31 protein-coding genes, 1 tRNA gene and 1 pseudogene are annotated in these 23,751 nt (G+C 39.0%); 11 read left to right on the top strand and 22 right to left on the bottom strand.

Features of this window, described 5'->3' with window-relative positions; all coding sequences use genetic code 11:
* Positions 1–61: 61 nt before the first annotated feature.
* The 6 genes from aroC to ADIARSV_RS10840 form a co-directional block, all read right to left on the bottom strand.
* Complete coding sequence (gene aroC / locus ADIARSV_RS10865) at positions 62–1,153, bottom strand: chorismate synthase (RefSeq protein ID WP_016195561.1); 1,092 nt, start codon at positions 1,151–1,153, stop codon at positions 62–64.
* Positions 1,154–1,156: 3 nt separating this feature from the next.
* A complete protein-coding gene (aroA, locus tag ADIARSV_RS10860; RefSeq protein ID WP_016195560.1) occupies positions 1,157–2,452 on the bottom strand; it encodes a 3-phosphoshikimate 1-carboxyvinyltransferase in 1,296 nt (431 codons plus the stop codon).
* The gene (locus ADIARSV_RS10855; RefSeq protein ID WP_016195559.1) at positions 2,452–3,558 is read right to left on the bottom strand and encodes a chorismate mutase; all 1,107 of its coding nucleotides are present in this window, start codon (positions 3,556–3,558) and stop codon (positions 2,452–2,454) included. The genes aroA and ADIARSV_RS10855 overlap by 1 nt, the downstream gene beginning before the upstream one ends.
* 25 nt (positions 3,559–3,583) lie before the next feature.
* Positions 3,584–4,417: a prephenate dehydratase gene (locus tag ADIARSV_RS10850; RefSeq protein WP_016195558.1), complete on the bottom strand. Its 834-nt coding sequence runs from the start codon at positions 4,415–4,417 to the stop codon at positions 3,584–3,586.
* 298 nt (positions 4,418–4,715) lie between these two features.
* Complete coding sequence (aroB, locus tag ADIARSV_RS10845; RefSeq protein ID WP_016195557.1) at positions 4,716–5,780, bottom strand: 3-dehydroquinate synthase; 1,065 nt, start codon at positions 5,778–5,780, stop codon at positions 4,716–4,718.
* Between the two features lie 2 nt (positions 5,781–5,782).
* Positions 5,783–5,989 (bottom strand): RNA-binding S4 domain-containing protein, encoded by a 207-nt coding sequence (locus ADIARSV_RS10840; RefSeq protein WP_016195556.1) that lies wholly within the window; start codon positions 5,987–5,989, stop codon positions 5,783–5,785.
* 58 nt (positions 5,990–6,047) lie between these two features.
* On the opposite strand from ADIARSV_RS10840, the gene ADIARSV_RS10835 reads away from it, so the two are divergent.
* Positions 6,048–7,256, top strand: a complete 1,209-nt coding sequence (locus ADIARSV_RS10835) for a proline dehydrogenase family protein (protein ID WP_016195555.1) — start codon at positions 6,048–6,050, stop codon at positions 7,254–7,256.
* Positions 7,257–7,270: 14 nt separating this feature from the next.
* Here ADIARSV_RS10835 and ADIARSV_RS10830 read toward each other — a convergent pair whose 3' ends face one another.
* Together ADIARSV_RS10830 and ADIARSV_RS10825 are read right to left on the bottom strand one after the other, a co-directional pair.
* On the bottom strand, positions 7,271–7,576 hold the full coding sequence (locus ADIARSV_RS10830; RefSeq protein ID WP_016195554.1) for a hypothetical protein: 306 nt from the start codon (positions 7,574–7,576) through the stop codon (positions 7,271–7,273).
* A gap of 30 nt (positions 7,577–7,606) precedes the next feature.
* Positions 7,607–8,245 (bottom strand): HAD family hydrolase, encoded by a 639-nt coding sequence (locus tag ADIARSV_RS10825; protein ID WP_016195553.1) that lies wholly within the window; start codon positions 8,243–8,245, stop codon positions 7,607–7,609.
* A gap of 66 nt (positions 8,246–8,311) precedes the next feature.
* Here ADIARSV_RS10825 and ADIARSV_RS10820 point away from each other — a divergent pair.
* Positions 8,312–8,385 (top strand) — tRNA-Ile (locus tag ADIARSV_RS10820).
* A 177-nt stretch (positions 8,386–8,562) separates the two neighbouring features.
* Here the strand turns inward: ADIARSV_RS10820 and ADIARSV_RS21140 are convergent.
* The 12 genes from ADIARSV_RS21140 to ADIARSV_RS10755 all read right to left on the bottom strand — a co-directional run bounded on the left by ADIARSV_RS21140 (position 8,563) and on the right by ADIARSV_RS10755 (position 15,493).
* Entirely contained in the window at positions 8,563–8,871 is a 309-nt protein-coding gene (locus ADIARSV_RS21140; RefSeq protein WP_235048402.1) for a JAB domain-containing protein, read from the bottom strand.
* A 94-nt stretch (positions 8,872–8,965) separates the two neighbouring features.
* Positions 8,966–9,589, bottom strand: coding sequence for an SCO family protein (locus ADIARSV_RS10810; protein WP_040299799.1), 624 nt, complete (start codon positions 9,587–9,589; stop codon positions 8,966–8,968).
* On the bottom strand, positions 9,586–10,206 hold the full coding sequence (locus tag ADIARSV_RS10805) for a toxin-antitoxin system YwqK family antitoxin (protein ID WP_200864743.1): 621 nt from the start codon (positions 10,204–10,206) through the stop codon (positions 9,586–9,588). The genes ADIARSV_RS10810 and ADIARSV_RS10805 overlap by 4 nt, the downstream gene beginning before the upstream one ends.
* 10 nt (positions 10,207–10,216) lie before the next feature.
* Positions 10,217–10,516, bottom strand: coding sequence for an EF-hand domain-containing protein (locus tag ADIARSV_RS10800; protein WP_016195549.1), 300 nt, complete (start codon positions 10,514–10,516; stop codon positions 10,217–10,219).
* A 63-nt stretch (positions 10,517–10,579) separates the two neighbouring features.
* Positions 10,580–11,374, bottom strand: a complete 795-nt coding sequence (locus ADIARSV_RS10795) for a YHYH protein (protein ID WP_016195548.1) — start codon at positions 11,372–11,374, stop codon at positions 10,580–10,582.
* Positions 11,375–11,412: 38 nt separating this feature from the next.
* Positions 11,413–12,168, bottom strand: a complete 756-nt coding sequence (locus ADIARSV_RS10790) for a YHYH protein (protein ID WP_016195547.1) — start codon at positions 12,166–12,168, stop codon at positions 11,413–11,415.
* A gap of 155 nt (positions 12,169–12,323) precedes the next feature.
* The gene (locus ADIARSV_RS10785) at positions 12,324–12,809 is read right to left on the bottom strand and encodes a periplasmic heavy metal sensor (protein WP_016195546.1); all 486 of its coding nucleotides are present in this window, start codon (positions 12,807–12,809) and stop codon (positions 12,324–12,326) included.
* Positions 12,802–13,077, bottom strand: a complete 276-nt coding sequence (locus tag ADIARSV_RS10780) for a hypothetical protein (RefSeq protein WP_152439847.1) — start codon at positions 13,075–13,077, stop codon at positions 12,802–12,804. Before ADIARSV_RS10780 ends, ADIARSV_RS10785 begins: the two co-directional genes overlap by 8 nt.
* A 36-nt stretch (positions 13,078–13,113) precedes the next feature.
* The gene (locus tag ADIARSV_RS22870; protein ID WP_016195544.1) at positions 13,114–13,392 is read right to left on the bottom strand and encodes an RNA polymerase sigma factor; all 279 of its coding nucleotides are present in this window, start codon (positions 13,390–13,392) and stop codon (positions 13,114–13,116) included.
* On the bottom strand, positions 13,382–13,651 hold the full coding sequence (locus ADIARSV_RS22865) for an RNA polymerase sigma factor (protein WP_016195543.1): 270 nt from the start codon (positions 13,649–13,651) through the stop codon (positions 13,382–13,384). The genes ADIARSV_RS22870 and ADIARSV_RS22865 overlap by 11 nt, the downstream gene beginning before the upstream one ends.
* A gap of 481 nt (positions 13,652–14,132) precedes the next feature.
* A complete protein-coding gene (locus tag ADIARSV_RS10760) occupies positions 14,133–14,660 on the bottom strand; it encodes a hypothetical protein (RefSeq protein WP_235048401.1) in 528 nt (175 codons plus the stop codon).
* Positions 14,661–14,752: 92 nt separating this feature from the next.
* Complete coding sequence (locus ADIARSV_RS10755; protein ID WP_016195541.1) at positions 14,753–15,493, bottom strand: YHYH protein; 741 nt, start codon at positions 15,491–15,493, stop codon at positions 14,753–14,755.
* Positions 15,494–16,142: 649 nt separating this feature from the next.
* Here ADIARSV_RS10755 and ADIARSV_RS10750 point away from each other — a divergent pair.
* The gene (locus tag ADIARSV_RS10750) at positions 16,143–16,625 is read left to right on the top strand and encodes a GNAT family N-acetyltransferase (RefSeq protein WP_016195540.1); all 483 of its coding nucleotides are present in this window, start codon (positions 16,143–16,145) and stop codon (positions 16,623–16,625) included.
* A 51-nt stretch (positions 16,626–16,676) separates the two neighbouring features.
* On the top strand, positions 16,677–18,041 hold the full coding sequence (locus ADIARSV_RS10745; RefSeq protein WP_016195539.1) for an APC family permease: 1,365 nt from the start codon (positions 16,677–16,679) through the stop codon (positions 18,039–18,041).
* Here ADIARSV_RS10745 and ADIARSV_RS10740 read toward each other — a convergent pair.
* Positions 18,028–18,273 carry a GH39 family glycosyl hydrolase gene (locus tag ADIARSV_RS10740; RefSeq protein WP_152439846.1) on the bottom strand — a complete coding sequence of 82 codons (246 nt, stop codon included), beginning with the start codon at positions 18,271–18,273 and terminating at the stop codon, positions 18,028–18,030. The two genes, ADIARSV_RS10745 and ADIARSV_RS10740, sit on opposite strands and share 14 nt — an antisense overlap.
* 260 nt (positions 18,274–18,533) lie before the next feature.
* Here ADIARSV_RS10740 and ADIARSV_RS10735 point away from each other — a divergent pair, with 260 nt between their 5' ends.
* The 7 genes and pseudogenes from ADIARSV_RS10735 to ADIARSV_RS10715 all read left to right on the top strand — a co-directional run bounded on the left by ADIARSV_RS10735 (position 18,534) and on the right by ADIARSV_RS10715 (position 22,603).
* The gene (locus ADIARSV_RS10735; RefSeq protein WP_040299789.1) at positions 18,534–19,256 is read left to right on the top strand and encodes a hypothetical protein; all 723 of its coding nucleotides are present in this window, start codon (positions 18,534–18,536) and stop codon (positions 19,254–19,256) included.
* A gap of 21 nt (positions 19,257–19,277) precedes the next feature.
* A complete protein-coding gene (locus ADIARSV_RS22860; RefSeq protein ID WP_016195536.1) occupies positions 19,278–20,204 on the top strand; it encodes a SusD/RagB family nutrient-binding outer membrane lipoprotein in 927 nt (308 codons plus the stop codon).
* Positions 20,197–20,862, top strand: coding sequence for a SusD/RagB family nutrient-binding outer membrane lipoprotein (locus ADIARSV_RS22855; protein WP_262482238.1), 666 nt, complete (start codon positions 20,197–20,199; stop codon positions 20,860–20,862). The genes ADIARSV_RS22860 and ADIARSV_RS22855 overlap by 8 nt, the downstream gene beginning before the upstream one ends.
* Positions 20,863–21,135: 273 nt before the next feature.
* Entirely contained in the window at positions 21,136–21,429 is a 294-nt protein-coding gene (locus ADIARSV_RS10725; protein ID WP_016195533.1) for a beta-galactosidase, read from the top strand.
* A gap of 33 nt (positions 21,430–21,462) precedes the next feature.
* Positions 21,463–21,894 (top strand): annotated as a pseudogene (locus ADIARSV_RS22545) (beta-galactosidase trimerization domain-containing protein); the annotation flags it as partial.
* Between the two features lie 59 nt (positions 21,895–21,953).
* Positions 21,954–22,109 carry a Beta-galactosidase C-terminal domain gene (locus ADIARSV_RS23210; RefSeq protein ID WP_394331152.1) on the top strand — a complete coding sequence of 52 codons (156 nt, stop codon included), beginning with the start codon at positions 21,954–21,956 and terminating at the stop codon, positions 22,107–22,109.
* Between the two features lie 119 nt (positions 22,110–22,228).
* The gene (locus ADIARSV_RS10715) at positions 22,229–22,603 is read left to right on the top strand and encodes a hypothetical protein (protein ID WP_016195530.1); all 375 of its coding nucleotides are present in this window, start codon (positions 22,229–22,231) and stop codon (positions 22,601–22,603) included.
* A 134-nt stretch (positions 22,604–22,737) separates the two neighbouring features.
* Here the strand turns inward: ADIARSV_RS10715 and ADIARSV_RS10710 are convergent.
* The coding region (locus ADIARSV_RS10710; protein WP_040299786.1) for an ATP-binding protein at positions 22,738–23,751 on the bottom strand (1,014 nt) is incomplete at its 5' end.

Genomic DNA, 23,751 nt, shown 5'->3' with positions numbered 1-23,751 from the left:
TACCTGGTTTCGCTTTTTATAGAAAAAACGGTCTTCTCAAATATTTTTATAGAAAAAATCTTTACTGATAAGCAGCTTGCCTCAGGTAATGATCAGCTATTACCAAAGCCGCCATCGCTTCCACAATAGCTACTGCCCGAGGTACCACACAAGGGTCATGGCGACCTTTGCCTTTAATCTCAGCAGCGTTTCCAGATTTATCAACCGTTTGCTGATTGTGCATTATGGTGGCTACCGGTTTAAAGGCTACCCTGAAGGTGATATCCATGCCATTAGAAATGCCACCTTGAATCCCTCCGGAGAAGTTAGTGCTGGTGCTGATTGGTTTTCCACCTTCTGCAACATGGAAAATGTCATTGTGTTCAGATCCCTTCATTTCAGATCCTGCAAACCCTGATCCGTATTCGAATCCATGTACGGCATTAATGCTTAGCATCGCTTTTCCAAGGTCGGCATGTAGTTTGTCAAATACCGGTTCACCTAAACCAACCGGACAATTGCGAATGATACAGGAGATCTTCCCGCCAACCGTATCGCCATCCTTGCGGACACCGTCGATCATTTCAATCATTTCATTTGCTGTTGCCTGATCAGCACAACGCACAATATTACTTTCACGGATTACCAGCAATGCTGACAAAGCCTGTACAGGTAGATTTGGCGAATTAATAGTGCCGGCAGAGGAAACATGTGCAAATATCTCTACCCCCTTTTGCTTCAGGTAGAGTTTAGCTACTGCTCCTGCTGCTACGCGGGCAGCGGTTTCGCGTGCCGATGAACGTCCGCCTCCCCGATAATCACGGATCCCATATTTTTCCTGGTAAGTATAATCGGCATGAGAGGGCCTGAAAATATCTTTATTATGGTCGTAGTCCTTTGAACGCTGGTCTTCATTCGGGATAAGTAATGCCAGGGCAGTACCTGTACTTTTGCCTTCAAAAACTCCCGATAGGATACTTGCTGTATCACTTTCTTTCCTTTGTGTAGTGATTTTGGACTGTCCGGGTTTGCGTTTATCGAGCTCTCCCTGGATGAAATCCAAGTCAATTTCAATATTAGGGGGACAGCCATCTATGATCACTCCAATGGCTTTACCATGAGATTCTCCAAATGTACTGATGCGGAACAATTGTCCAAATGTATTTCCTGCCATGTTTTAATTGGTATTGATGTGGAAGCCGGCCTTCAGGAGGTCATCCCAGAAAGTCGGGTATGATTTGCCCACTACCTGTGGATCTTCAATTTCGAGCTGTGGTATTTTTAAAGCCAGGGGAGCAAAAGCCATTGCCATCCGATGGTCTTCGTATGTTTTGATAGTAAGCTTTTCCGGAAAATGAAGCTTGGAACAATCCAGATGATAAAAAGAATATTCCTCCGAAAGCGTTACACCGATTTTAGCAAGTTCGGTCTGTAGCGCAAGGATGCGGTCGGTTTCCTTGATTTTAAGTGTTTCAAGTCCGGTAAATGTGGCATCATTTCCTAATGCCGCACTGCATACAATAATGGTTTGTGCTAAATCAGGACAGTCTCTTAAATCAAAGATGATCGAATCATCCAGACGACCTTTTGTCTTTTCTATCATTAAACCACTTTCCGTAAAGGTCGATTTGATGCCGAAACTTTGCATAATAGAAGCAATGCGACTATCGCCCTGTAAGCTATTTTTCTTTAAATAGGGGAGGGTAATGGTGGCATTGTCAGACAAAGCTGCAATGGCATACCAATAGGAAGCTGCACTCCAATCAGGCTCAATAGTAATTTGGGCATTTATAAAAGGCTGATGCGCAATAGTAATAATAGAGCCGGTCCAGGAATGTTCAATTCCTACTTCTTTGAGCATCGACAGCGTCATTTCCACATAAGGACGGGAGGTTAACTCACCATCAATATGAAGTTCAAGACCGTTTCGCAGATAAGGAGAAACCAGTAGTAAGGCAGAGAGATACTGGGAACTTACATTTCCCTGTATATGAATAACATTAGCTTTCTGCTTAAAGTCTGGGCTAAATTTCAGGGGAGGATAACCTTCCTCTCCGTCGTAATTGATGTTTGCACCTAATGTAGAAAGTGCGTCAACAAGGATCCCAATGGGGCGTTGTTTCATCCGATCAGATCCAGTTAGCTGAGCTTCTGTACCCGTAACGGCCAGGTAGGCACTTAGAAAACGCATAGCGGTACCTGCAGGACCTATATTGGCGGTTAGCTGACCATCTAAGTGTTTCAAACTTCCAGTACCAAAAGAGGCTTCATTAATGCCCTTTTCAAATGCTTCGAGTACCCCATTCAGTATAACGGTATCATCAGCAGAGGAAAGGTTGTTTATAGCAACCTTTCCCTTACTTAATGCTTTTAAAATCAGTGCTCTGTTGCTTTCGCTTTTTGATCCGGTAAGTTGGATTTTGCAAAAAGTATCAGGTTCTGATTTTGAAAGTATGTTGCTTTTTTCAGCCATTAGTGTTCTTCAACTGTTTTTACATTCATGATCTTAGTTTGTCTCTTAATAGATTCAGCATGGATCAATTCAAGTAATTTAGTAGTAAATTCAATATCTAGTTTTAGAGCTTTCGCAAATTCAGCGCGTTTGTTGATGATTTCATCCCAACGGTTAATCTGAAGAATAGTGATGTCGTTATCTCTTTTGAACTCACCTATTTTCTCTACGATACCCATTCTTTCGGCTATCTTTTGAATAAGAAGATCATCGATTTTGTCAATGTCTTTACGGAGTTCAGCTAATTTATCGGATACAACCTGACTTTTAGGCTCATGATGACGTACAGTAAGATTGTCTATCAGATCAGATAATGCGGAAGGTGTTAATTGTTGTTTCGCATCAGTCCAGGCTACAGAAGGGTCAATATGTGACTCAATCATCAGGCCATTCATTTCTAAATCCAGTGCTTTTTGAGAGATGTAAGGAATTAACTCACGGTTTCCACAGATATGACTAGGGTCGCAAATGATCGGTAATTCAGGACAAAGTGTCTTCAACTGAATAGCAAGTTCCCACATTGGTTCATTTCTGAAAGGAGATTTTTCGTAAGATGAAAAACCACGTGAAATAGCAGCCAACTTGGTGATACCGGCTTGGTTGATACGTTCGAGGGCACCAATCCACAAAGAAAGATCGGGGTTAACCGGGTTTTTAATCATTACCGGAATGTCTACACCACGTAAAGCATCAGCAATTTCCTGAACTGTGAAAGGGTTTGCAGTAGAGCGTGCGCCAATCCAAAGAATATCTACACCAGCAGCCAAAGCTTCTTCAACGTGTTTTGCATTAGCAACCTCAACCGTGATAGGTAAACCTGTTTCCTTTTTAGCACGGTTTAGCCATTCGAGACCAATACTTCCGATACCTTCAAATTCTCCGGGACGAGTACGTGGTTTCCAGATTCCTGCACGAAGAGCAGAGATTTTACCTGTTTTAGCCAGAAGGTGTGCCGTAGCAATTAATTGTTCTTCTGTTTCTGCGCTACAAGGACCTGCAATAACTAAAGGCTGGCTTTTTGTAGGTAACCAATTTTCTAATGGTTCTATGTTTAAGTTAAGTTTCATCGTACTATTTGTTTGCTTTATGTTTTTATTTGACGTTTTCGTTTTTGATGTATTCGCCCATTAGGGTGAAGTTAATCGTGTATCGCAGTATTTTACTCAACGCCTCTTTGTAGGCGGCAGTATCTTCCCATTCAATATCGACGTAAAAGTTATACTCATTGCGTTTGCCTAAAACGGGCATCGACTGAATCTTGCTTAGGTTTACATTGTGCTCTGCAAAGATATTAAGCACTTTAGCCAGAGATCCTACTTCATCATTCGTTTCAAAAGAAAGCGAAGCCTTATTCGGATTAGGGATATCCCATCCATTATGCTCAGAGAGAATCAGGAAACGGGTAAAGTTTTTCTTATTTGATTCGATACGGCGTTCCAGAATTTCTAAGCCATATAATTTTGCTGCGAGTTGATTGGCAATGGCAACTGTATCTGTAAGTTGTTCGTCGCGGATCCGTTTGGCACATGCAGCTGTATCTGAGCTCTCCACAATGTTGAGGTGCGGGTATTCGTCAATAAAATCGATACACTGACGGATGGCAATAGGGTGCGATTCTACATTTTTAATCTGTTCAAATTTCACACCGGGTAAAGCCATCAGGTGGAGTTGAATGGAAAGGTAGACCTCACCGATAATACATAAATGGTAATCGCGAAGCAGGGTGTAATTAGGCAATAAACTTCCTGCAATGGAATTTTCAATAGCCATAACTACGAAATCAGCTTCCTTGTTTTTTAGTACTTCACAAGTTTTCTTAAAAGAACTGCACTCAATGGTGTCAATATTCTCTCCGAAAAACTTAAATGCGGCTTCTTCGTGAAATGAAGCTTTAATTCCTTGTATTGCTACTCTTTTTCTGTTCATGATCAAAAAAAAAGTCCCGGCTGTTTGGCCGGGACTTTATATAGTTCTTAAACTTATAACATATTCGTCCCGTTTCTTACTGATAATAGTAAAAATAACCGAACAGATATGTGTTAATATTTCTCATTTCTTTTTGTTAAGCCAAATATACAGTATTAATTCAAAGTGTCAATAGGCAAAATGAAATAATTAAAGTTTAATTCGAGGTATTAATTCAAAGTATTTATAGACAAAATGAAATAGTTAAAGGTTTATCGTAGTGCAATTATTCAAATAGTCAATACTCAGTTTAAACGAATTAACTGTTTAACTCTGTGTAAAAACTCAGACTATCCAGAATTTGTTTTTCTTCGAGGTAGATGTTGAAGTCACACTTTCCTATTTCAGTAAGCAAAGCAAATCCTATTTCGCCGTTGTTGTTCTTTTTATCGTTCTTCATGAAGTTCATGATGTCGGGATAAGAGCCGGATTTGATCTTATACGGCGAGAAAATAGAACTGATGTATTGAATGATTTCGGTAAGCTCCTCTTCCGAAAGGCCATTATGCTGATTGGAAAGATAAGCTTCGCAAATCATACCCAGGGCAAGGGCTTCACCATGAAGAAGTGGCTTTTTGTCATTCTTTAAAGAATACGTCTCCACAGCATGACCTATTGTATGTCCGAAATTCAATGTTTTACGAATTCCCTTTTCAAAAGGGTCTTCAAGTACCACCTTATTTTTAATTTCAACAGAATGGTAGATGATCTCTGAGGTAACGCTTTTAGGTTTGATTTCCTTAAGCTGGCTGAAATAAGCCTTGTCCGCAATTAAACCATGTTTTACTATTTCAGCAAAACCGGATTGAATTTGACGTTCATCCAGACTATTTAGAAATTCAGCAGAAATAAAAACAGCTTTGGGTTGTGTAAAAGTACCAATGATGTTTTTAATGTTGCCCATATCGATCCCTGTTTTTCCACCAACAGAGGCATCTACCTGAGAAAGAAGTGTAGTTGGAACCTGGATAAAATCAATTCCGCGTTTGTAGGTAGAAGCAGCGAAACCACCCATATCGGTAATCACTCCACCGCCCAGATTGATGAGCAGGCTATTCCTATCCGCATCAAAATCGAGCAGGTTTTGCCATACGCCGATACAATAATCTATGTTTTTATTTTCCTCTCCGGGATCTACTTCAATGATGTCGTAGTTGTCAAGCAGTGGTAAAAATTGGTTGATCAAGGGTAAACAATGTTCTGAAGTATTCATGTCGGTCAGGAAAAACACCTTGGAATAATTTGAATTATCCAGAAAAATTTGGAGTTCTTTTAGTTCATTGTCGAAGAAAACAGCGTATCCGTTACTTTGTATTGGCGTCATAATTACTTCACTAAGATCTTGTTACCGTTAAATTCTACTATATCGCCACGTTTCACTTTGAGCCGTTTTCTGTAATCGACCTCGCCATTATATTTTACCTTTCCTTCAAATACAACTATTTGAGCCTCTCCACCTGTTACTACCAGATGGGTTGCTTTAAGTAATTGAATCAGGGGTATAAACTCACCTTCAAGTTCAAATTCTATCATGAACAAAGTTAAAATTATTATTTTTCCAGTTTAGTTATTTAGCATTATTTTTGAGCCCATGATTAATCAGTCTGATAATTCACTTAAGATAAATAAAAGTATTCCTGATTTCAGTAATACGGAGATTGCATTTAAGGGTAAAACAAATACCGAATTAAATAAGGCATACTGGTTGTTTAAGGCTATCAATAGTCAGCTTATAACCAAATTAGGAGCTAGTGCTACCAACTTTTTTCTTCGCATTGGTGCGCCTATCGTTCCGTTAATAAAGAGTACGATCTACGCTCAGTTTTGTGGTGGAGAAACTATTGTCGGTTGCGAAAAAGCAATTGATAAACTGGCAATTGGGGGAGTTGGGACGATATTGGATTATTCGGTGGAGGGAGAACAGGAGGAGCGGAGTTTTATAGAGACCACCGAAGAGATTTTGACTGTGCTTAGGAAATCAAAGAATGACTTGAGAATTCCTCTTGCTGTATTTAAGCCAACGGGTGTAGGTCGTTTTGATCTTTATGTAAAGGTTAATAACAAAGAGACGCTGAGTGTTGCCGAACATGCGGAGTACTTTAAAGTAAAGGCGCGTTTTAATCAGATCTGTAAATTTGCGCATGATCTGGATGTTCCCGTCATGATTGACGCAGAGGAATCGTGGATTCAAACTGCTGTGGATGACATTGCGCTGGATATGATGCGGATGTATAACCGGGATAAAACAATTGTTTATAATACGTATCAGTTATATCGTACGGATAAACTGGCTTCCTTAAAAGCCGTAGTTTACCTGGCTGCAACAGATGAATTTAAGCTGGGTGCTAAAATTGTAAGGGGTGCCTATATGGAAAAAGAACGCGAAAGGGCAGCTGAAATGGGCTATGAGTCACCTATCCATAAGGATAAGGAAGCTACAGACTTCGATTACGATGAGGCCATCCGATTTTGTATGGAACATATTACGCAGGTCTCTATTATTGCAGGAACTCATAATGAGGAAAGCTGCAGTTCGTTGATTGATTTAATGAATACCTACCGGATTGAAAGAAATGATCCTGCTGTTTATTTTGCTCAGCTCTTAGGAATGAGTGATCACTTGAGTTTCAATTTGGCAGACTCCGCATACAATGTGGCTAAATATGTCCCTTATGGACCTGTTAAAGCTGTTCTGCCCTACTTATTTCGCAGGGCAGAAGAGAATACCTCATTAGCCGGTCAGACAGGCAGAGAGCTTAGTTTAATTATGAAGGAGAAGTCAAGACGTAGTAAAGCCTGATCATTCCGGATTTATTAACCTGGTGTGTTTAGTTTTTTAAGCAGTTCTTCAGACAGGTCATCGGAATACACACCATAGCCATTCACAAAGACGCCTTTTACGTTGTATTTATCGGATTGTATTCCATAAACAATCGAATTATCTGCAGGATCGGATGGTCCTTCAAACCGATGAAATTCAGCAATACTGAAATCTTCAGGACTTAACGTGATGTTTTGTTCGCTGTTATGAAGCACTCCATTTGCAAGGTTAAAGTCCAGGGTGAAACCTCGTTTTTTTAAGTCGTTGAGTGCATCGACCATGCTTTGATAGTTTTCCATAGACGTTTAACACAGGCTCTTGTGCTTTGTTTATTTTTTTAAGAGTCCGGAACTATATAAGAATTTTTCAAGGGATTCCTCGTTGGTGATCAGGTGTGTTTGTAATCCGAGTGCCTGAGCGGTTTTTAGATGTTGCGGACTATCATCTATAAAAAGCGTTTCTTCAACTTTCAGGTTATTTTCTTTTATCACCAATTCAAAGATCTCGGGTCTTGGTTTTCGGATACCTACGAGGTGGGAGTAGTACACCTTTTCGAAAAACTGGTCGTTAGAATCAATATTAAATTCGCGTTTTAAGTATTTCTCTATAAAGTCCAGATGAATTTCATTGATGTTGCTTAAGAGGAAGATGCGGTACTGGCTTTTTGCTTTGAGCAGCAATTCGTGGTTTATAGGAGGAACCCCGATAAGAAGGCTGGTCCAAGCTTTGTCGATCTGTTCGTCGGAAAGTTCAGGCTGACCGGTTATTTTCCTTATCCCATCTCTGAACTCTGGAGCGGCAATATCGCCTTGTTCGAACTGATCAAAGATTGGATTATGGCCGGTATGTGCAAAAAAAGTCTCCACATTTTGGATTCCAAGCTCTGTAAAAGAGTTTTGAGTTTTAAGGAAGTCAATGAGAAAGATGACGTTACCATAATCGAAAATTATATTTTTTATGTTTTGCATATCTGTTTGAAAATTTCAATACAAAAATGTACATTTGCACTCGCAATCGGAAAAGATTGTTTAGCTGCGCCTATAGCTCAGCTGGTTAGAGTAGAAGACTCATAATCTTTTGGTCCCTGGTTCGAGCCCAGGTGGGCGCACTTAAAATAGCTTCTCTTATGAGAGGCTATTTTTGTTTAAAGTGCTTTCTGAGCTGTTTTACGTTCATATCTGCTATTTGATGGCTTAATATGTGTCGATGATTAATAATATTTGTAACTGTAATTATAGTGTTTTTAAGCGTTATTGACACCTTAACTGACACGTTTTAACTGGAATTACATCCTTCTTTCATCAGCAAAGCTAAGATAGTCCTCCTTATTTAATATAATATGCTCGATAACTGGAAGGTCTAAAAATTGTCCTGCTGCTTTCAATTTCTTTGTAAGCTCTGTATCCGCATTACTTGGCTTTAAATTACCTGAAGGATGATTGTGTACAAAGATCACTGAAGCAGCGTTGCATTTAAGTGCTGAGACAAAGATCACTTTCGGATCTGCTATCGTCCCGACTGTGCCGCCTACTGAGATAGGTGCTATTACAATAATGCACCGTTGGCAGGTTGAGCTATTCTTTAAATGGATCAACAGTATTTGAAGATGAAGTTATTTTGGGGTACTTTTGAAATGCCTTTCGCATCCTGGATTTTATGCAATTAATTTTCTTTAGATGTGATTTTTTTTATTCTTCTTTCTTCAATTCCTTAATATCATTCTTTAAAGCTAGCATACTATTGGGATCAAGGCCGTTATAAATTCCTCGTATATGCCTTTGTTTATCTATCAACACAAAATTTTCTGTATGCAAAAAAATACTGGCATCGCTTTTTAAGCCAAGGTCTTCTTCTACGTAATAAAATTTTCTTCCCAGATCATATATCTCATCTTTATTGCCGGTGAGCAGATTCCATTTTTTAGGATTAACTCCATGCGCTTCCGCGTATTGTTTTAAAACCGGCACACTGTCTGTAGCAGGCGTTACCGAATGAGAAACCAATAATACATCCTTATCTTCTAAAAACTCCTTTTGCAAAGCAGACATACTTATGGCCAATTTTGGGCAGATGCCGGGACAAGAGGTAAAGAAAAAATCGGCCACACAGATTTTACCATCAAGATTCTTTTCGGTAAAAGCCATACCTTCCTGATTAATTAAATTGAATTTTCTAATGGCATGAAATGTTTTTGGATCTTTCATTTCCCATTTAGGTGTAAAGTCTGCGGTATCATAATAGGGCAGTTTTCTTCGATTTTCCTTACAGGAAATTAAAACGCTTAAACAAATTAGGGATATAATATACTTCACTTTGCTGAGTTAAATTTTTCGTCTTCCAGGGTGTAACATAAATTAGACTTTTGAAGACCGTAACGGAAACCATCTTTAGCTTCGTAATTGATATAAGCCTTACCGTTTTGCCGCCATGCCTGTTGCATGCCATCTTCTTTGTCATCTTTAAAACTAAGGAAAGCGTATGGCTGGCCACTTAAATACCATTGCTTATTTGGCCCTTCTCTTTTATCATTCAAATAGTAAAATTCAAATTTTTGGTTTCCGTTTTCCCAATAGCCAATATGCTTGCCAAAACTTTTGTTCTCTTTATAGCTTCTGCTATCCCGCAATTTTCCATTTTCGTAATAGGTAGTGGTGGTGCCCTGCTGCATACCATTCAAATAACTGGCAATCATTTTTACCTGGTGGTTTTCATAAGAATCCACTATATAGCCCGAAAACGGTTTTTCATTCCAATAATAAACACCATTGTTAAGATTTAGATTTTTTGCGTTAGCCAAAATAGTATCTCTGGGGATAAGTACGGTATCCACGATGAAAGAAAGGGAAGTTGTTCCCCCTTCTTTTCGGTTGTCCAGGCAACTGATTAGAAAAAATAATACGATTAGAAACAATATTGGTTTCTTAAACATAATTTGATATTTATTTGCCTTCATTTGGCGGCGGCCCCTGTTGTCCTGCCTGCCCTTGCGGTGGCCGTTGCCCACTTGGATTTGGAGCCTTATTCAGTTCTTCCTTGGAAATGAATCCATCACTATTTGTATCTATTTTGGCAAAGTCATTTGCCAGCGGGCCCTTCACCTCCGACTTGGCTAGTTTACCATCTTTATTGCTATCCATTTGTAAAAATAACGCAGCCGTAGTAGGAGGGCCACCATTAGCTTGCCCGTTAGCGGTTGCTTTCTTCGCAGATGAACAGCTAACAATTGAACCAATAAGCATCGTTGCAATAAAACCATTGAGGATTGTCTTTTTCATAATTAATTGTTTTTTTGTTTAATAATTTTACTGTGTGAAAGTTCCTTTGGTTCCATAGTAGCTGCCGGCCTTTAAAACATAATATCCCGTATTTAGATAGTTAACATTTGACGCATGGTAATGATAAATGCCATTTGGGAAATCCTGTGTTGGGCCGGTGTGCCCGCCATAAGCATCTAAAGATGGATAAACTCCCGTGGTATCTTTTCTACCGTAGATAGGAAAACCATCTCTTAAAAAACCAATCAGTTTGGCATCATCCTGAGAAGTATATCTTCCAGTTGTATGATAATGGTAATCTTGCCCTGGCCCTGGGTGAGCACCTGAGTAATCAAAAGTTGTGATGGTTAAAGCATCCAATGCGACATTACCACCTTCCCTGTCATTATAGATTGGTACGCCATTGAGCGCCATCCCGATCGGGCCAAGTGTAGTTTCTTCATGTGCAGTAACAGTGCCTGGTTTACTCGGGATCGTCATAGAGTAATTATGGGCACTCATTGAAGTATTAACATTGGCATGATAGCCCGTGGGAAAGTCTTCATATAACGCATTACCAACTCCCCAGTATGGCGTTTTATGGTTTGGCAAACCATCACTTTTAATAACAATGTTGCCGCTACTAACCGAAAAAGTAGTGGTGCCTGTATAGTTGCTTTGTATTACACTGGTTATGTCCACAGTTCCAGTGCTTGCAGCTGTAGCAGTATTATTATCCTTTTTACAATTGAATGCCGTAGTAGTGAAAATTCCCAGGACAATAATCGTTTTACTATTTAAAAAAGTCATGTTTTTCAGATTCAGTTTTATTCCGCTTGCCATTGTTGTTATTTAAAATATAGTTTCAAGAAAATACTTATCTAAAAAGTAAATGTTCCTTTCGTGCCATAATAACTTCCAGCTTTTAAAACGTAAAAGCCTGCATTCATATAATTTACATTCGAACAGTGATAATGATAAATACCACTTGGATATTCGGGTGTTAAAGTGGTATGTCCGCCATTAGCATCTAAACCTGTAGCATAAGCACCAGTAGAACTGCATTTTCTTCCGTAGATAGGAAATCCATCTCTTAACCAGCCAATTAATTTGGCATCATCATCAGAAGTAAAATCTCCATTAAAGTGATAGTGATATAATCCACCGGGGCCACTATGTGCGCCTGCTCTGTCAAAAGATAAAAGTGTTCCTGCATCTACGGGTACGTTTCCGCCCTCTCTGTCGTTGTAAATAGCTACACCGTTCAGCGCCATCCCAATCGGGCCTAATGAAGTTTCCTCTTTTGTAGTTGCTGAAGTAGGATTTGTTGGAATGGTCATTACAAAAGTTTGTGATTGCAGATTTCCAGGGTTTACGGTTTGTCCTGTAGTTTGTGCTTCATACAGGGCATTACCAACACCCCAATAAGGCGTTACATGGTCGGGCACGCCGCTTGATTTCATTGTTACTGTTGTACTTGTTGCAGATAAGGTTACTGCAGATTTGTAATTACTGGAAAATACAGTCGGCACAGTACCTGTTACACTGGTATCATTAGTAGAACCTTTTTTGCAACCCGCTGCGACTACAGCAAAAACCAGCGCTCCGATAACGGCAATGCCAACTATATTCTTCATAAAAGTTCTTTTTAAGTTTTTAATACTCTTATACGAGTACATTGAATAAATCCTTCGGTGACAACAAAAAAAGTATGAGAAGAAATGATAAAGAAGCAAAAGCTGGCAAATGCGCAGCAAAAAACTTGCCTTCGGGTCATTTTTCCTGGTTTCTTTTAATCCCTGGCCGGCGGGAGAGCATCTTTTTTACCGGTGGCGAAAAAGCGCGCCAGTTCATTGGTGAGTTTGTTGAATTTATCCAACTGGTCAGGTTTGCATAATTTTTTTAACGCGACAAAATGATCGTAGTTTATTTGTTCAATTTGCTTTTGCAAAGTACCTAATTCGTTTATCAACGAATCTTTACCTGCAAAAGATGCATTGTTCAGTGTTTGATAAAGCTTGTTTTTTAACAAGCCCATGCTATCTTCCAACGCTCTCATTGAAACCTGGTGAGCAGTGATTAATTTATCATAATCATCAGCTTGCTGCGCATTAAAGTTCAGCCTTTCAGTAATGATCTGCTTTGGACCCTCATTAGCCATTGACTGCCTTCCCTGAGGTAGGTGCGGTGGCTTTTTCAACAAAAGAAAGCCAACAATTGCTGCATTAATGAGCAGGAGGCCAATTACTGCAATAGATAATATCTTTATTTTACTCATTGTAAATATTATTTGTACTGGCAATGTTCATACTGTTGACCACTGTTTCTATACCTGCAGTTTTTTCTTCGGTTGTATTTACCAGGTTTAAAAAAATTGAAATATTCAATACAAGAATAGCAAATGATGCAACCGCAAAAGTCCATTTCCATTTTACCGGGGCTTCCACATCGTAAAGGGTTTCAATCCGCTGCCGGATACGGGTTAATAAAAATGGTGGGGTATCCACTTCTTTTATTTGCTTTAACAAATCAAGTTTATCATCCATGTTCATGTGCTTCATTTAGTTTATACGAGATATCATTTACAATCCTTCGCTTTCTGTTAATTTTTTCTGAATTGTTTGTTTTGCTCTTTGTAACAACGATTCCACAGCTTTCACACTTGTCTTCATAATGTCCGCCACTTCTTTTTGGGGACGGTCTTCTATTTTGCTTAAAATAATAGCAGTTTTTTGGTTTTCGGGTAGTTGGTAAATTATTTTCAACAGGTTCTCAATGGCTTCCTTGTTTTCTGTTTGTATGCCTGGATGATCCACTTCTACGGCATCATCAATTGGTTCATTGCTTTCCTTATGGAACAAAGGGCTTAGAAACCCAAATCTTTTTTTGTTTTTTTGCTTTCAGAAAATCCAGGCACTGGTTGATAGCAATACTACAAATCCAGGTTTTTAAGGAGGCAGAAGCTGTATCATACTGGTGATATTTCTGGTAAACCTTTACAAACACCTCCTGGGTAATATCCTGCGCATCTTCTGCATTCAATACATAGTGCAGGCACATGTTGAACACAATATTTTTATGCTCATTGTATATTGCTTCAAAATGAGCCTCATTTGTCATTGATTTTTCGTTCCTATGCTAATAAAAAAATGAAGATAACCTTAGAATGTATTTTTTAAATTATGAAAATTCCAGTTTTGGGTATCTTGCTGCCTGTAGCTTTTTTACAATTGCTTATAAAACTACTCTTTTGGGTTTGCTTAGACAAGAAATATTGTTCAAGAGATTGACTAATGTTGATAGAGCTTCTTCAGTTGAGTGGTGGATGGGCTATGATTTAATTAAGGAGATGTTGTTTAAGTGTCAAATAATGGCAATAGATATTCGTTACGCGGTATTGCTTGTTTGTTCAGAGGCATTGTTAGCTCTGTAAGATTAGTTTTGTGTCGGGGTTTTGTGCGCCTTGCAACGCGTTAAATATAGTGTGGGACTGTGTCGAACAATGAAAAATTCCAAAACAGTTTATTTAATCCATCATAAAAAAGAGTGAAATAAGTAAAAGGCTGAGCTATGCTAAAAGAAAAGGTTTCAAAACTGCCAATTAATGCTTTCCTTTTATTGCAATAAAAACAATTAATGAAGCAATAAGCAAAATAGCTGCTCCTATTATATAAGTTATACTAAGGTTGAACGGTCTGTCAGTTTCAACTACCACCCATTTTTTATTTTCTGTTTTTAGCATTACCGTCTGCCGGTTGCTGTTATTTAAAATATATTGTTTTTGAGGTTGTCCTCCTATGTCAGTTAAAATTAATTCGCACCTATTATCAGACATATCTTTAAACAAGGCACAACTAACATAAAATGTTGTTATTTTCTTGGGCATATTAATTAGCTCTGCAAATAAAGTAGTTTCATGTCCAAGCTGAACCTGGATGTTTGAAAATTTTATAGTGTCGCCATTAGCGATTACAAAACAATTCTTCTGAAAATGTCTGATGACCAACTGATTAAATTCTTCCGGAGTCTTGTAAGCTGCTTTACCGAAAGTATAATCTACCTCACCTTCAAAGGCTGTAAGAGAACTTTTTATAACCAAAATAGATTTACCATTTTGTTCATAAATCATTAAGCTAGATAAGTCGGGATTGTGCGCATAAACTGTCTTGAACCCTAATAAAAAAACTATAAGATATACTGCCTTCATGTTTGAAAAATATTTTAGTTTGCGTAAGCACCAGCTAAACCATTTATGAAATTATTATTGCCTGCTTTATCCACATGATAATGGTAACCTCTTGTTATATCAGAATGTCCGCGGTTTGCATCTAAGTCTGAATCCTCTGTACCTGCTGCACTTAATCTCTCGTAGATACCAAATCCATCCATTGCATAACCGATCATTGCTGCATGTCCATCAGTTTGAGTAATTTTTTTTGTTAAGCCCGTAGCGGCATGATAATGGTAGCCAGCATGAGGATTTATATGACCACCATAATCATCAAAAGGGGCTAGAGTATAAGCAGCTAATATTACGTTTAGAGGAGCCGGAGCGTCAAATACGACGCCATCAAAAGCAATGCCCCTGGTAGATGGGCCCCCTGTACTTCCTGGGCCGCCTGGGCCGGTAGCAAAGGTGTAGGAAGTACTCAACTTCACGGGTGTAACCGGGATATAATAGGTACTTGTTAAAGTAGAAACATAAGATGGCAAACATTCCACACAGTAGTTTTTGTAAGCTTCACCTACATTAGGATTTGCGGCAGCTTCACAATCCGCCTGGGTCAAAGTCTTGGTGATAGCCCCTGTGCTTCTATTGTACATTTGCCAGGTTGCATCGTTATTAATTAATGCCAGGTTTTTTATAAAGGCGCCATCTACATCATATACATTGCCACCAATCAGCCATATACCACCCTTGCTGGCATCATCGGAGATATTGGTAGGGCACCATGGACCCATGGCATGGTCTGCCGGGTTATTTTTGTTACAATTTTATAGCATGTAGCAGTAGTTCCATTGGAAAGAGTGCGGTTTTCAGTTGTTATTGTTACTGATCCAGTTGACGTAAGGAAATTTGCTGCATCGACATTTATGACTGTATCTGTAGAGGTAGTTAAAGTGGCAGCGTCTTTTTTGCATGCATTCGTCAAACTAATTATTGATGCAAAAATTAAAATTCTAAAAACCATAGCATGTTGTTTTTATATTATACGATTCATTATTTCTTTTCCTTCGGCAGGAGATGATTTTTTTTATGAGCTCCATAGTTTGCGAGAGATAGTTGAGTTTCGCGGCAAACTATTTTAGAATAAGACTCGGGTTAAAACCAATGTCTATTAATTACCCAAGCATTCCTCTAAACCTCGGGTTTGCACTATATCCTCTGTCAGGAGTTGGTGTTAATCCCGCATCTTATTACTGTTAAATTACAACATGTAGTACGAGATCCTATTTAAAATAGGGTTATAGATGGTTTTTTACCATTGTACTTGTTTATCAAATAAAGCTGTTTTCCGTTGAAGAAACGGCTTATTTGATTTTTATATAGACCTGTCAATTTGCCTCAAGCCTTTCTAACCTTTATCTTAGCGCTTTTAAATCAATTTGAATGTCCATAAAAATTAGGCAAATTAAAGAAACAGATGATAAAGGTTTAGCAAAGATCATTCGTGATTCATTAACCGAACATGATGTTCCAAAGATTGGTACTGTTTATTCTGATCCTACTACCGACCATTTGTTTACGTTATTTACATCTGTTGGTTCCCTGTATTACATAGTAGAAGAAGATGGCGTTTTACTTGGAGGATGTGGTGTTTTTCCAACGGAAGGCTTACCTAATGGCTGTGCAGAACTGGTAAAGCTGTATTTATCAGAAGATTCAAGAGGTAAGGGCACCGGTAAGCTTCTATTGGAAAAATGTTTTATTGCTGCTGTTGAGCTTGGTTATACCCAATTGTACCTGGAATCGTTTCCTTCTTTGGGTAAAGCAGTTAGTTTGTATTTGAAATCCGGATTTTATCATCTGCCCAATGCATTAGGGAATTCAGGACATCATGCATGCACCATTTGGATGATAAAAGACCTTTAAATCTCATAAAACAGCTATAAAATCTTATCTTAGTTCCATGCAATACTCCTTGTGAATACAGCAGCTATCAAACAAGAAAGAAGCCTTGGTCTGGTTCAGGCAACGGCAATCAATATGATCGATATGGTAGGTATAGGGCCTTTTATAACCTTACCTATGGTCATCAGTATGATGAACGGACCGTATTTCCTCTATGCATGGCTGGCTGGTGCTTTTTTATCCATGGTGGACGCTATGGTTTGGAGTGAATTAGGGGCTGCATTCCCTAGAGCTGGAGGTTCCTATAACTTTCTAAAAGAAACGTATGGGAAGAATAGTGTAGGTAAATTGATGAGCTTTTTATTTGTATGGCAAACCATGATTCAGGCTCCTTTGGTTATCGCCTCCGCATCTATAGGGTTTGCTTATTATCTATCTTATCTGATTCCTTTAACGCCAATTCTATCCAAGATGGTAAGTGGAGGTGTAGTTATACTCATTATCGTATTACTTTATCGCAAGATTGAAGACATTGGGAAAATAAGTGTAGTCCTTTGGGTGACAGTAATTCTAACTTTATTTTGGATCATTGGTGGTGGAATTGCTCATGGAAATTTCCTGGAACCCATAAAGCATGTCAATGATGGTTTAACGATTAACTATGCCTTTATTACTGCGATCGGATTTGCGAGTGTTAAAAGCGTATACAGTTATTTGGGCTATTACAATATATGCCATTTGGGAGGCGAGATCATTAATCCCTCAAAAAATATCCCGCGAAGCATGTTCCTTTCTATTGCCGGAATAGCCGTTTTATATCTGATGATGAATGTCAGTTTGGTTAGTGTGATTCCCTGGGCGCAAGCAAAGGACAGCAAGTTTGTAATCAGTGAATTTATGCAACAGCTAGCGGGACCTGCGGCAGCCCAGGTGATTACGTGTTTAGTATTACTGGTCGCATTTTCATCTGTGTTTTCTGCAACTCTTGGATATAGCCGGATTCCTTATGCTGCGGCTGCAGACGGATCTTTCTTTAAAGTGTTCGCCAAACTACACCCTACCGGGAAGTTTCCTTACGTTTCTTTGTTATTCATCGGTTCTATTGCTTTTGTCTTTAGCTTACTGTTTAAGTTAAGCGATGTTATTAACGCCATTCTTGCCATGCGCATATTGGTTCAGTTTATTGCTCAGGCAGTAGGGTTACTGATGCTAAGAAAGCTACGCGGCAGTACAAACTTCCCTTATAAAATGCCTTTCTTTCCCTGGCCGGTATATTTGGCTATTATGATGTGGTTCGGGATCCTCATTTCAACCGGATTCGTAATGGTTTTAGGAGGAATAATTACGACAACCATTGGTGCCCTGGTCTATTTTATTAAGGCCAAACTAAATAAGGAATGGCCTTTTGATGCCCGTACAGAAATCAGAAAATTTTAGTTATTCCATTAAACTGCAATAAGGATACACCATGCCTTGGAAGTCGCATTTTTATAGCGGTCATACCATCTTTAGGGTTAATCCATTCCGGCGATGTAAGTAATTGAAGCTGACCGGCTTTCTCGAGCTGTTTAATCTGTTCTGCTGATGGTTGTTTAGGAGAACCCATTCTCTTCCAGGTTTCATAGGAGTTGCTGTTTTCGTCGTCTATCCTATAGTGACTTAATATCACCTTTGATGGTCAGGAAGGTCCTTTATTGCTATTTCTACTGCGGCATCAGGAGCTGTAAGTTTATCATCATGGTAATTCATAACCATAACTGCTGCTGAATTGCTGCTTTAGGTGCTACCTACTTCTGGATTAACGGGGGAACCATACAAAACCGGGGTATTGAGGCATCCTTAAGTTATAACAATAAATTTGGTGAGGTTGGCTGGACGCCTAGCGTAAACTTTTCGAGAAATACCAACCGGATAAAAGAATTAAGCAGCTTGTTGACTACCGACCGGTTTGTATTAAACAACACCAACCGTCTGACTAATTTATTCCTTATCCGCCCTGGAAGTACCTTGTTAAATGGCAGGAAATACGGTTCTTTCTATGATCTCTATGGTAAAGCCTATGTGCGGGATGATAATGGTAATATGACCTATAATGAAACTACCGGTTTGCCGGTATTATCAGGTGTGGATGATCAGTATGTTGGTAATGCGAATCCAGACTTTTTGCTAAACTTCAATAACCAGTTTACCTATAAAAACTTCACTTTTTCCTTCTTAATTGACGGTCGTTTTGGTGGACTGGTCGCTTCATCAACAGAGCAATGGCTGGATTATAAAGGGTTATCTAAAAGAAGCGGTGAAGCGAGAGACGCTGGTGGGGTAATGTTGAACGGAAAGCTAATTGATGCGCAAACCTATTACAAATATATTTCAGCCAATGCCGACTATGGAGCAGCTGCTGATGAATATCTCTTCAGCTCTACCAATGTGAGGTTGAGAGAGCTTGCCATAGGTTTTAAATTTCCACAATTCACAAAGGCAGTACGAAATTTGAGCCTGTCCTTAATTGGAAGAAATTTATTCTTCTTTAAGAGAGATGCTCCATTTGATCCGGAGCTTGCTCTTGGAACAACAACTGAAAGCCAGGGTTTTGAATCCTTTCAAATTCCATCTGCACGATCATGGGGCCTTACTTTAAGAGCAGGTTTATAATCAAACTAAAGTTGAACTAAGATGAAAAAAACAATAACTCCAAATAGGTATAAACTACTTATATTAAGTTGCTTATTGCTGGTATCTTCAGCCTGTACAGACAAGTTGGATGGACTGAATGAGGATAAAAAATATTTAAGTGCGGATGATTTAATACAGGACGCTAATGAGGGAGGATTTTTACTTTCTACCATGATGACCAGCGTGAATAGTCCTACCACATCTAACCAGACGGAGCAGAACTTGCAGGCCGAATCTTATGCCAATTACCTGGAAGCGCCGAGTAATTTCATCGGAAATGTCAATACTACTACATATGCGACCAGGGGAATTTGGGCCAGTTCATGGACTATATCCACAAACGGAGTAATGAACAACTGGCTTCAGATGCAGAAAAGGGGGATTGCAACCAAATATCCGGATTTGTATGCCATTGCTTTAATTATAAAAGTAGCTGCAGGAAGTCGTTTAGTTGACACTTTCGGTCCTTATCCATATACCACTTATGGAAGTTCAGCTGAACCTAAATTCGATTCCCCACAGGAAGCTTATGCAGCCTTTTTTAAAGATCTAGATGAGGCAGTCACCTCACTAAAAGCAGCAGAAGCTGAAAATCCAGATGCTGATCTGACTCGCTTTAAGAAATGGGATGTATCCACTTTAGGAGGAGAATATACCAACTGGATTAAACTGGCCAATACGCTGCGTTTACGTCTGGCTATTCGTATTTCAGCAACGGCTGATGCCGCATTAGCTAAAACTGAAGCAGAAAAGGCAGTGGTCGAAACAAGTGGAGGTCTGCTGACTGAAGTAGAAGGATCATGGTCTGTAGCCAGTCCTGATGGCACTAACGGCCACTATACGATGACCAACGCATGGTCTGAATACCCGGATCTCTGCAGCAGTAGTTACTTATCTGCAAGGTTTTGGAGATCCGCGTTTGCCTAAATACGTGTTGCCAGCTACCGATCCTGTATTAAATGGAAGCTATCGGGGTATTCGCCCTAGAGTAGAACGTCCAACTAAATCCGTATATGAAAACTATTCAAAGTATAATGTTCAAGCCACTACGCCAATGAAACAGGTCGATGGTGCTGAAAGTTATTTTCTAAGGGCAGAAGGTGCATTACGGGGTTGGAATATGGGAGGAACACCACAAGCATTATATGAAGCAGGGATTCGAGCTTCTTTGAAACTGAATGGTGTATCGGAAGGTAATTATTTAAATAGTACAAGCATGCAGCTGGCCTATGTAGACCCTAAACGACCGGATTATAATTCAGCTCGCTTATCGGATGTGACTGTGAAGTGGGATGAAAGTGCCACATTCGAACAGAAGCTAGAGAAAATCATTACCCAGAAGTGGATTGCTGTATTTCCTGAAGGAACAGAGGCTTGGGCTGAATTTCGAAGAACAGACTATCCGAAATTATATTACATCATGTCGCCTCAAAATCCGCTTCTACCTTTAGGTACTTATATCAAGCGGTTGACCTATCCACTTACTCAAGTAGTGAGCTCAAGTAAAGAGGCGTATGATGCTGCTGTATCTTCTTACTTAGGGGGTAAAGATGATGAAAATGTAAAATTCTATTGGATGAAATAAGTGCTGGATGATTTACTATTTGCTAAAAAACATAAAATCAGAGCCATATATTGCTGATACAAGTGTATTTTAGCAAATAGTTAACCCAGATAAACATATGTCTTCAATTTTAACCCCATTCTGCTCCATTTTAATTTGTGCAGTAAAAAAAGTTATACCCTCCGCCAGCACAATGGGTAACTACTAATCTGATGCCAACTTACTCTCCCGTTTATCCACTTCGAATGAAAGATCTTGATTTCCTTACCTATACGAAGTATTTGGCCGAAGGATATGATATGGGCATGGAGAGCAAAGTTTTCGTATGGGATCAGCAATAGCATCGGTTTTTCTAATGACTTTTTCAGACCAATAAATGGGGTGACAGGTGTGATGGAATTACAACCAGGACAAGTAAACTGGGGAATATTTAATCCTCAAACCATGCCGGGAACTGTCCGCATGTGGATTTACCATGTGACGGCCGGTGGAAATAAGTTTGTGTGCAATTACCGCTTCCGTGAGCCTCTATCAGGTGGAGAGCAGTATCACTATGGAATTATGAAAACCGGTAAACTGGTATTATAAAGCCCTTAAATCTTTAGGTGCCCCCGTTGAAGAATTGATGAGAAAAAGGATTTCGCTGCATATCCCTTTTTGATTGCCCCTGCCTTTCAGCTTTTAGATCATCAACTGGTTTCCAGATGGAAACCCTATGTAGAGAATGGAGGTAACCTGGTTCTAACTTGTCGTACAGGTCAGAAGGATCGTGAGGCTCATCTGTGGGAAGCCCTATTTCAACAGCCTATCCTTGATTTAATCGGAGCTAAAGAAATTTATTTTGATTTGATTCCAGTGTCTTTAATGGGGAAAATAAACATGGGTCAGGCTAATTATGAATAAAGCAATTGGGGAGACGTGATTGAACCTATCAGGCAAACTGATGTTTGGGCCACTTACAGCGATCCGTTTTATAAAGGTAAAGCAGCTGTATTGCACCGGAAATTGGGCAAAGGTACTATTACCTATGTAGGTGCGGATACAGACAATGGGCAATTAGAGAAAACAGTTTTACAAAAATCTTCAATCAGGCAAACGTACCAACATTCAATTTGCCAGAAGGAGTATTGGTCGAATACAGCAATGGCTTCTGGTATGGATTTAATTATTCTTCTCAAAATCAGGAAATTCCGATTCCTAATAATGCAAAAGTATTTTTAGGACAAAAAACAATTAAACCGGCCGATGTGGTCATCTGGAAAGAGTAAATGAAGAGCGTGCATTAAAAAATCAATACCTTTACTCTTCAAGCGGAAATTCTTTAATAAATCAAAATGAGCTATTTGTGAATTTCTCATCATTAAATTAATACCTTTACAACATAATCATGGAAGAAAGAAAATATTTAACGACTTGGAAAAAATACATTCCAGTTATTCGTTTACATCTGAAAAAAAGTCTTACTGGAGAACAAAGTTTTAAATTGAACATTACCGATTTCGAATCGGCAGGTGATCGTGGAAAATCAGGTTATACATTCAATATAGCTTTAGAAAATGGTAAAGTAACTAATAACATCAGTGGATCAGCAGTAGCACGTGACCTTTTCGAAGCACTAAAATCTGATGAAACTATTAAAGCAATGTTATTGGAAAAAAATGTAAAGATAAGTGTAGGGAAATCATTTTTGTTAACGATTAAAACCACTCACATTTCCACTTTTAAACCGGTAACTGCTGATTCTTCAAGCGAAGAAGTTTAATAAGTATAGTTTACTAAGCAATATATACTACAGGATTAAAGTATCTTATGATGATACACAAAGTCCTGTTTTAAACATAAAAGGGGGCTGTTTCTTTCAAGAAACAGCCCCCTTTTATGTTATTATCAACCCGATTAATCCTTGAAAACATAGTGTAACACTTTGCTATAGAGCTCGTCGGGCAAAAAAGGCTTTAACACAATGTCATTAATACCTGCATTTTTCACTTGCTCCCTAATCTCATCCGGCAGGTTTGCTGTAAGTGCAATAATTGGGACAATCACCCCATTTTCTCTCATTCTTGTTGATGCTTCATATCCGTCCATTACAGGCATGTGAAGGTCCATTAAAATAAGCCTATGCTTGGCGACATCTATCTTTTTCAACGATTCTAGTCCATTCAGGGCAATGTCAATTGTTGCACCCCATCGCTCCAGATAGGCTTTAGCTACCAGCACATTCATTGGATTATCTTCCACAAGTAAAATGCAAATGCCTGTAAGGGGCTTATCCTCCTCTTTCGGTAATACCCTTTTGTTTAATTCTTCAGGAGTAATCTTGTTTTTTTCAAATGTCTGAACGAAATAAAAGGTAGACCCTTTTCCTACTTCACTAATCAGTTCAAGGGAAGAGTTTTGTAACTCCAAAATTCTTTTACTAATAGCTAAACCAAGTCCGGTACCACCAAATCCTCTCGATGTGGATGAATCTGCCTGAGTAAATCTTTCAAAGATTAGTTTATGCTTTTCTTCCGAAATTCCTATTCCTGTATCTTTTACCATAATTTTTAAGGTCACATGGGTTTCAGTTTGTACTTCTACCTCCATACTTACTCTTACATACCCGGTTTGTGTAAATTTGATCGCATTATGAACCAGATTGGAAATTACCTGAGAAGTACGGGTGGGATCACCTAATACGGTGTGCTTTAAATTATCATCCAGGTTTAATTTTAACCCAATCCCTTTATCTTCAGCCGAACTTTTTAATCCCGAAATAACATTTCGGATGATGTTTGATACATTCATTTCAATATGCTCGAAAGTGATGATGCCTGCTTCGATTCGGTTATAATTTAAGATATCATTTACGATAGACAATAAGTTATTAGCAGAAAAAAGCATCACATCAATTTGCTCTACCTGATC

Source organism: Arcticibacter svalbardensis MN12-7, from assembly GCF_000403135.1.
Classification (GTDB): domain Bacteria; phylum Bacteroidota; class Bacteroidia; order Sphingobacteriales; family Sphingobacteriaceae; genus Arcticibacter; species Arcticibacter svalbardensis.
Note: the sequence above shows the minus strand (reverse complement) of the source record. Positions and strands in the feature narration are given on the sequence as shown.

What these genes read in the sequence shown, in the direction of transcription:
- aroC (WP_016195561.1), bottom strand. Translation starts at nt 1,153, where the DNA reads ATGGCAGGAAATACATTTGGACAATTGTTCCGCATCAGTACATTTGGA.
- aroA (WP_016195560.1), bottom strand. Translation starts at nt 2,452, where the DNA reads ATGGCTGAAAAAAGCAACATACTTTCAAAATCAGAACCTGATACTTTT.
- ADIARSV_RS10855 (WP_016195559.1), bottom strand. Translation starts at nt 3,558, where the DNA reads ATGAAACTTAACTTAAACATAGAACCATTAGAAAATTGGTTACCTACA.
- ADIARSV_RS10850 (WP_016195558.1), bottom strand. Translation starts at nt 4,417, where the DNA reads ATGAACAGAAAAAGAGTAGCAATACAAGGAATTAAAGCTTCATTTCAC.
- aroB (WP_016195557.1), bottom strand. Translation starts at nt 5,780, where the DNA reads ATGACGCCAATACAAAGTAACGGATACGCTGTTTTCTTCGACAATGAA.
- ADIARSV_RS10840 (WP_016195556.1), bottom strand. Translation starts at nt 5,989, where the DNA reads ATGATAGAATTTGAACTTGAAGGTGAGTTTATACCCCTGATTCAATTA.
- ADIARSV_RS10835 (WP_016195555.1), top strand. Translation starts at nt 6,048, where the DNA reads ATGATTAATCAGTCTGATAATTCACTTAAGATAAATAAAAGTATTCCT.
- ADIARSV_RS10830 (WP_016195554.1), bottom strand. Translation starts at nt 7,576, where the DNA reads ATGGAAAACTATCAAAGCATGGTCGATGCACTCAACGACTTAAAAAAA.
- ADIARSV_RS10825 (WP_016195553.1), bottom strand. Translation starts at nt 8,245, where the DNA reads ATGCAAAACATAAAAAATATAATTTTCGATTATGGTAACGTCATCTTT.
- ADIARSV_RS10805 (WP_200864743.1), bottom strand. Translation starts at nt 10,206, where the DNA reads ATGTTTAAGAAACCAATATTGTTTCTAATCGTATTATTTTTTCTAATC.
- ADIARSV_RS10800 (WP_016195549.1), bottom strand. Translation starts at nt 10,516, where the DNA reads ATGCTTATTGGTTCAATTGTTAGCTGTTCATCTGCGAAGAAAGCAACC.
- ADIARSV_RS10795 (WP_016195548.1), bottom strand. Translation starts at nt 11,374, where the DNA reads ATGGCAAGCGGAATAAAACTGAATCTGAAAAACATGACTTTTTTAAAT.
- ADIARSV_RS10790 (WP_016195547.1), bottom strand. Translation starts at nt 12,168, where the DNA reads ATGAAGAATATAGTTGGCATTGCCGTTATCGGAGCGCTGGTTTTTGCT.
- ADIARSV_RS10785 (WP_016195546.1), bottom strand. Translation starts at nt 12,809, where the DNA reads ATGAGTAAAATAAAGATATTATCTATTGCAGTAATTGGCCTCCTGCTC.
- ADIARSV_RS10780 (WP_152439847.1), bottom strand. Translation starts at nt 13,077, where the DNA reads ATGGATGATAAACTTGATTTGTTAAAGCAAATAAAAGAAGTGGATACC.
- ADIARSV_RS22865 (WP_016195543.1), bottom strand. Translation starts at nt 13,651, where the DNA reads ATGACAAATGAGGCTCATTTTGAAGCAATATACAATGAGCATAAAAAT.
- ADIARSV_RS10760 (WP_235048401.1), bottom strand. Translation starts at nt 14,660, where the DNA reads ATGATTTATGAACAAAATGGTAAATCTATTTTGGTTATAAAAAGTTCT.
- ADIARSV_RS10755 (WP_016195541.1), bottom strand. Translation starts at nt 15,493, where the DNA reads ATGGGTCCATGGTGCCCTACCAATATCTCCGATGATGCCAGCAAGGGT.
- ADIARSV_RS10750 (WP_016195540.1), top strand. Translation starts at nt 16,143, where the DNA reads ATGTCCATAAAAATTAGGCAAATTAAAGAAACAGATGATAAAGGTTTA.
- ADIARSV_RS22860 (WP_016195536.1), top strand. Translation starts at nt 19,278, where the DNA reads ATGAAAAAAACAATAACTCCAAATAGGTATAAACTACTTATATTAAGT.
- ADIARSV_RS10725 (WP_016195533.1), top strand. Translation starts at nt 21,136, where the DNA reads ATGATATGGGCATGGAGAGCAAAGTTTTCGTATGGGATCAGCAATAGC.
- ADIARSV_RS10715 (WP_016195530.1), top strand. Translation starts at nt 22,229, where the DNA reads ATGGAAGAAAGAAAATATTTAACGACTTGGAAAAAATACATTCCAGTT.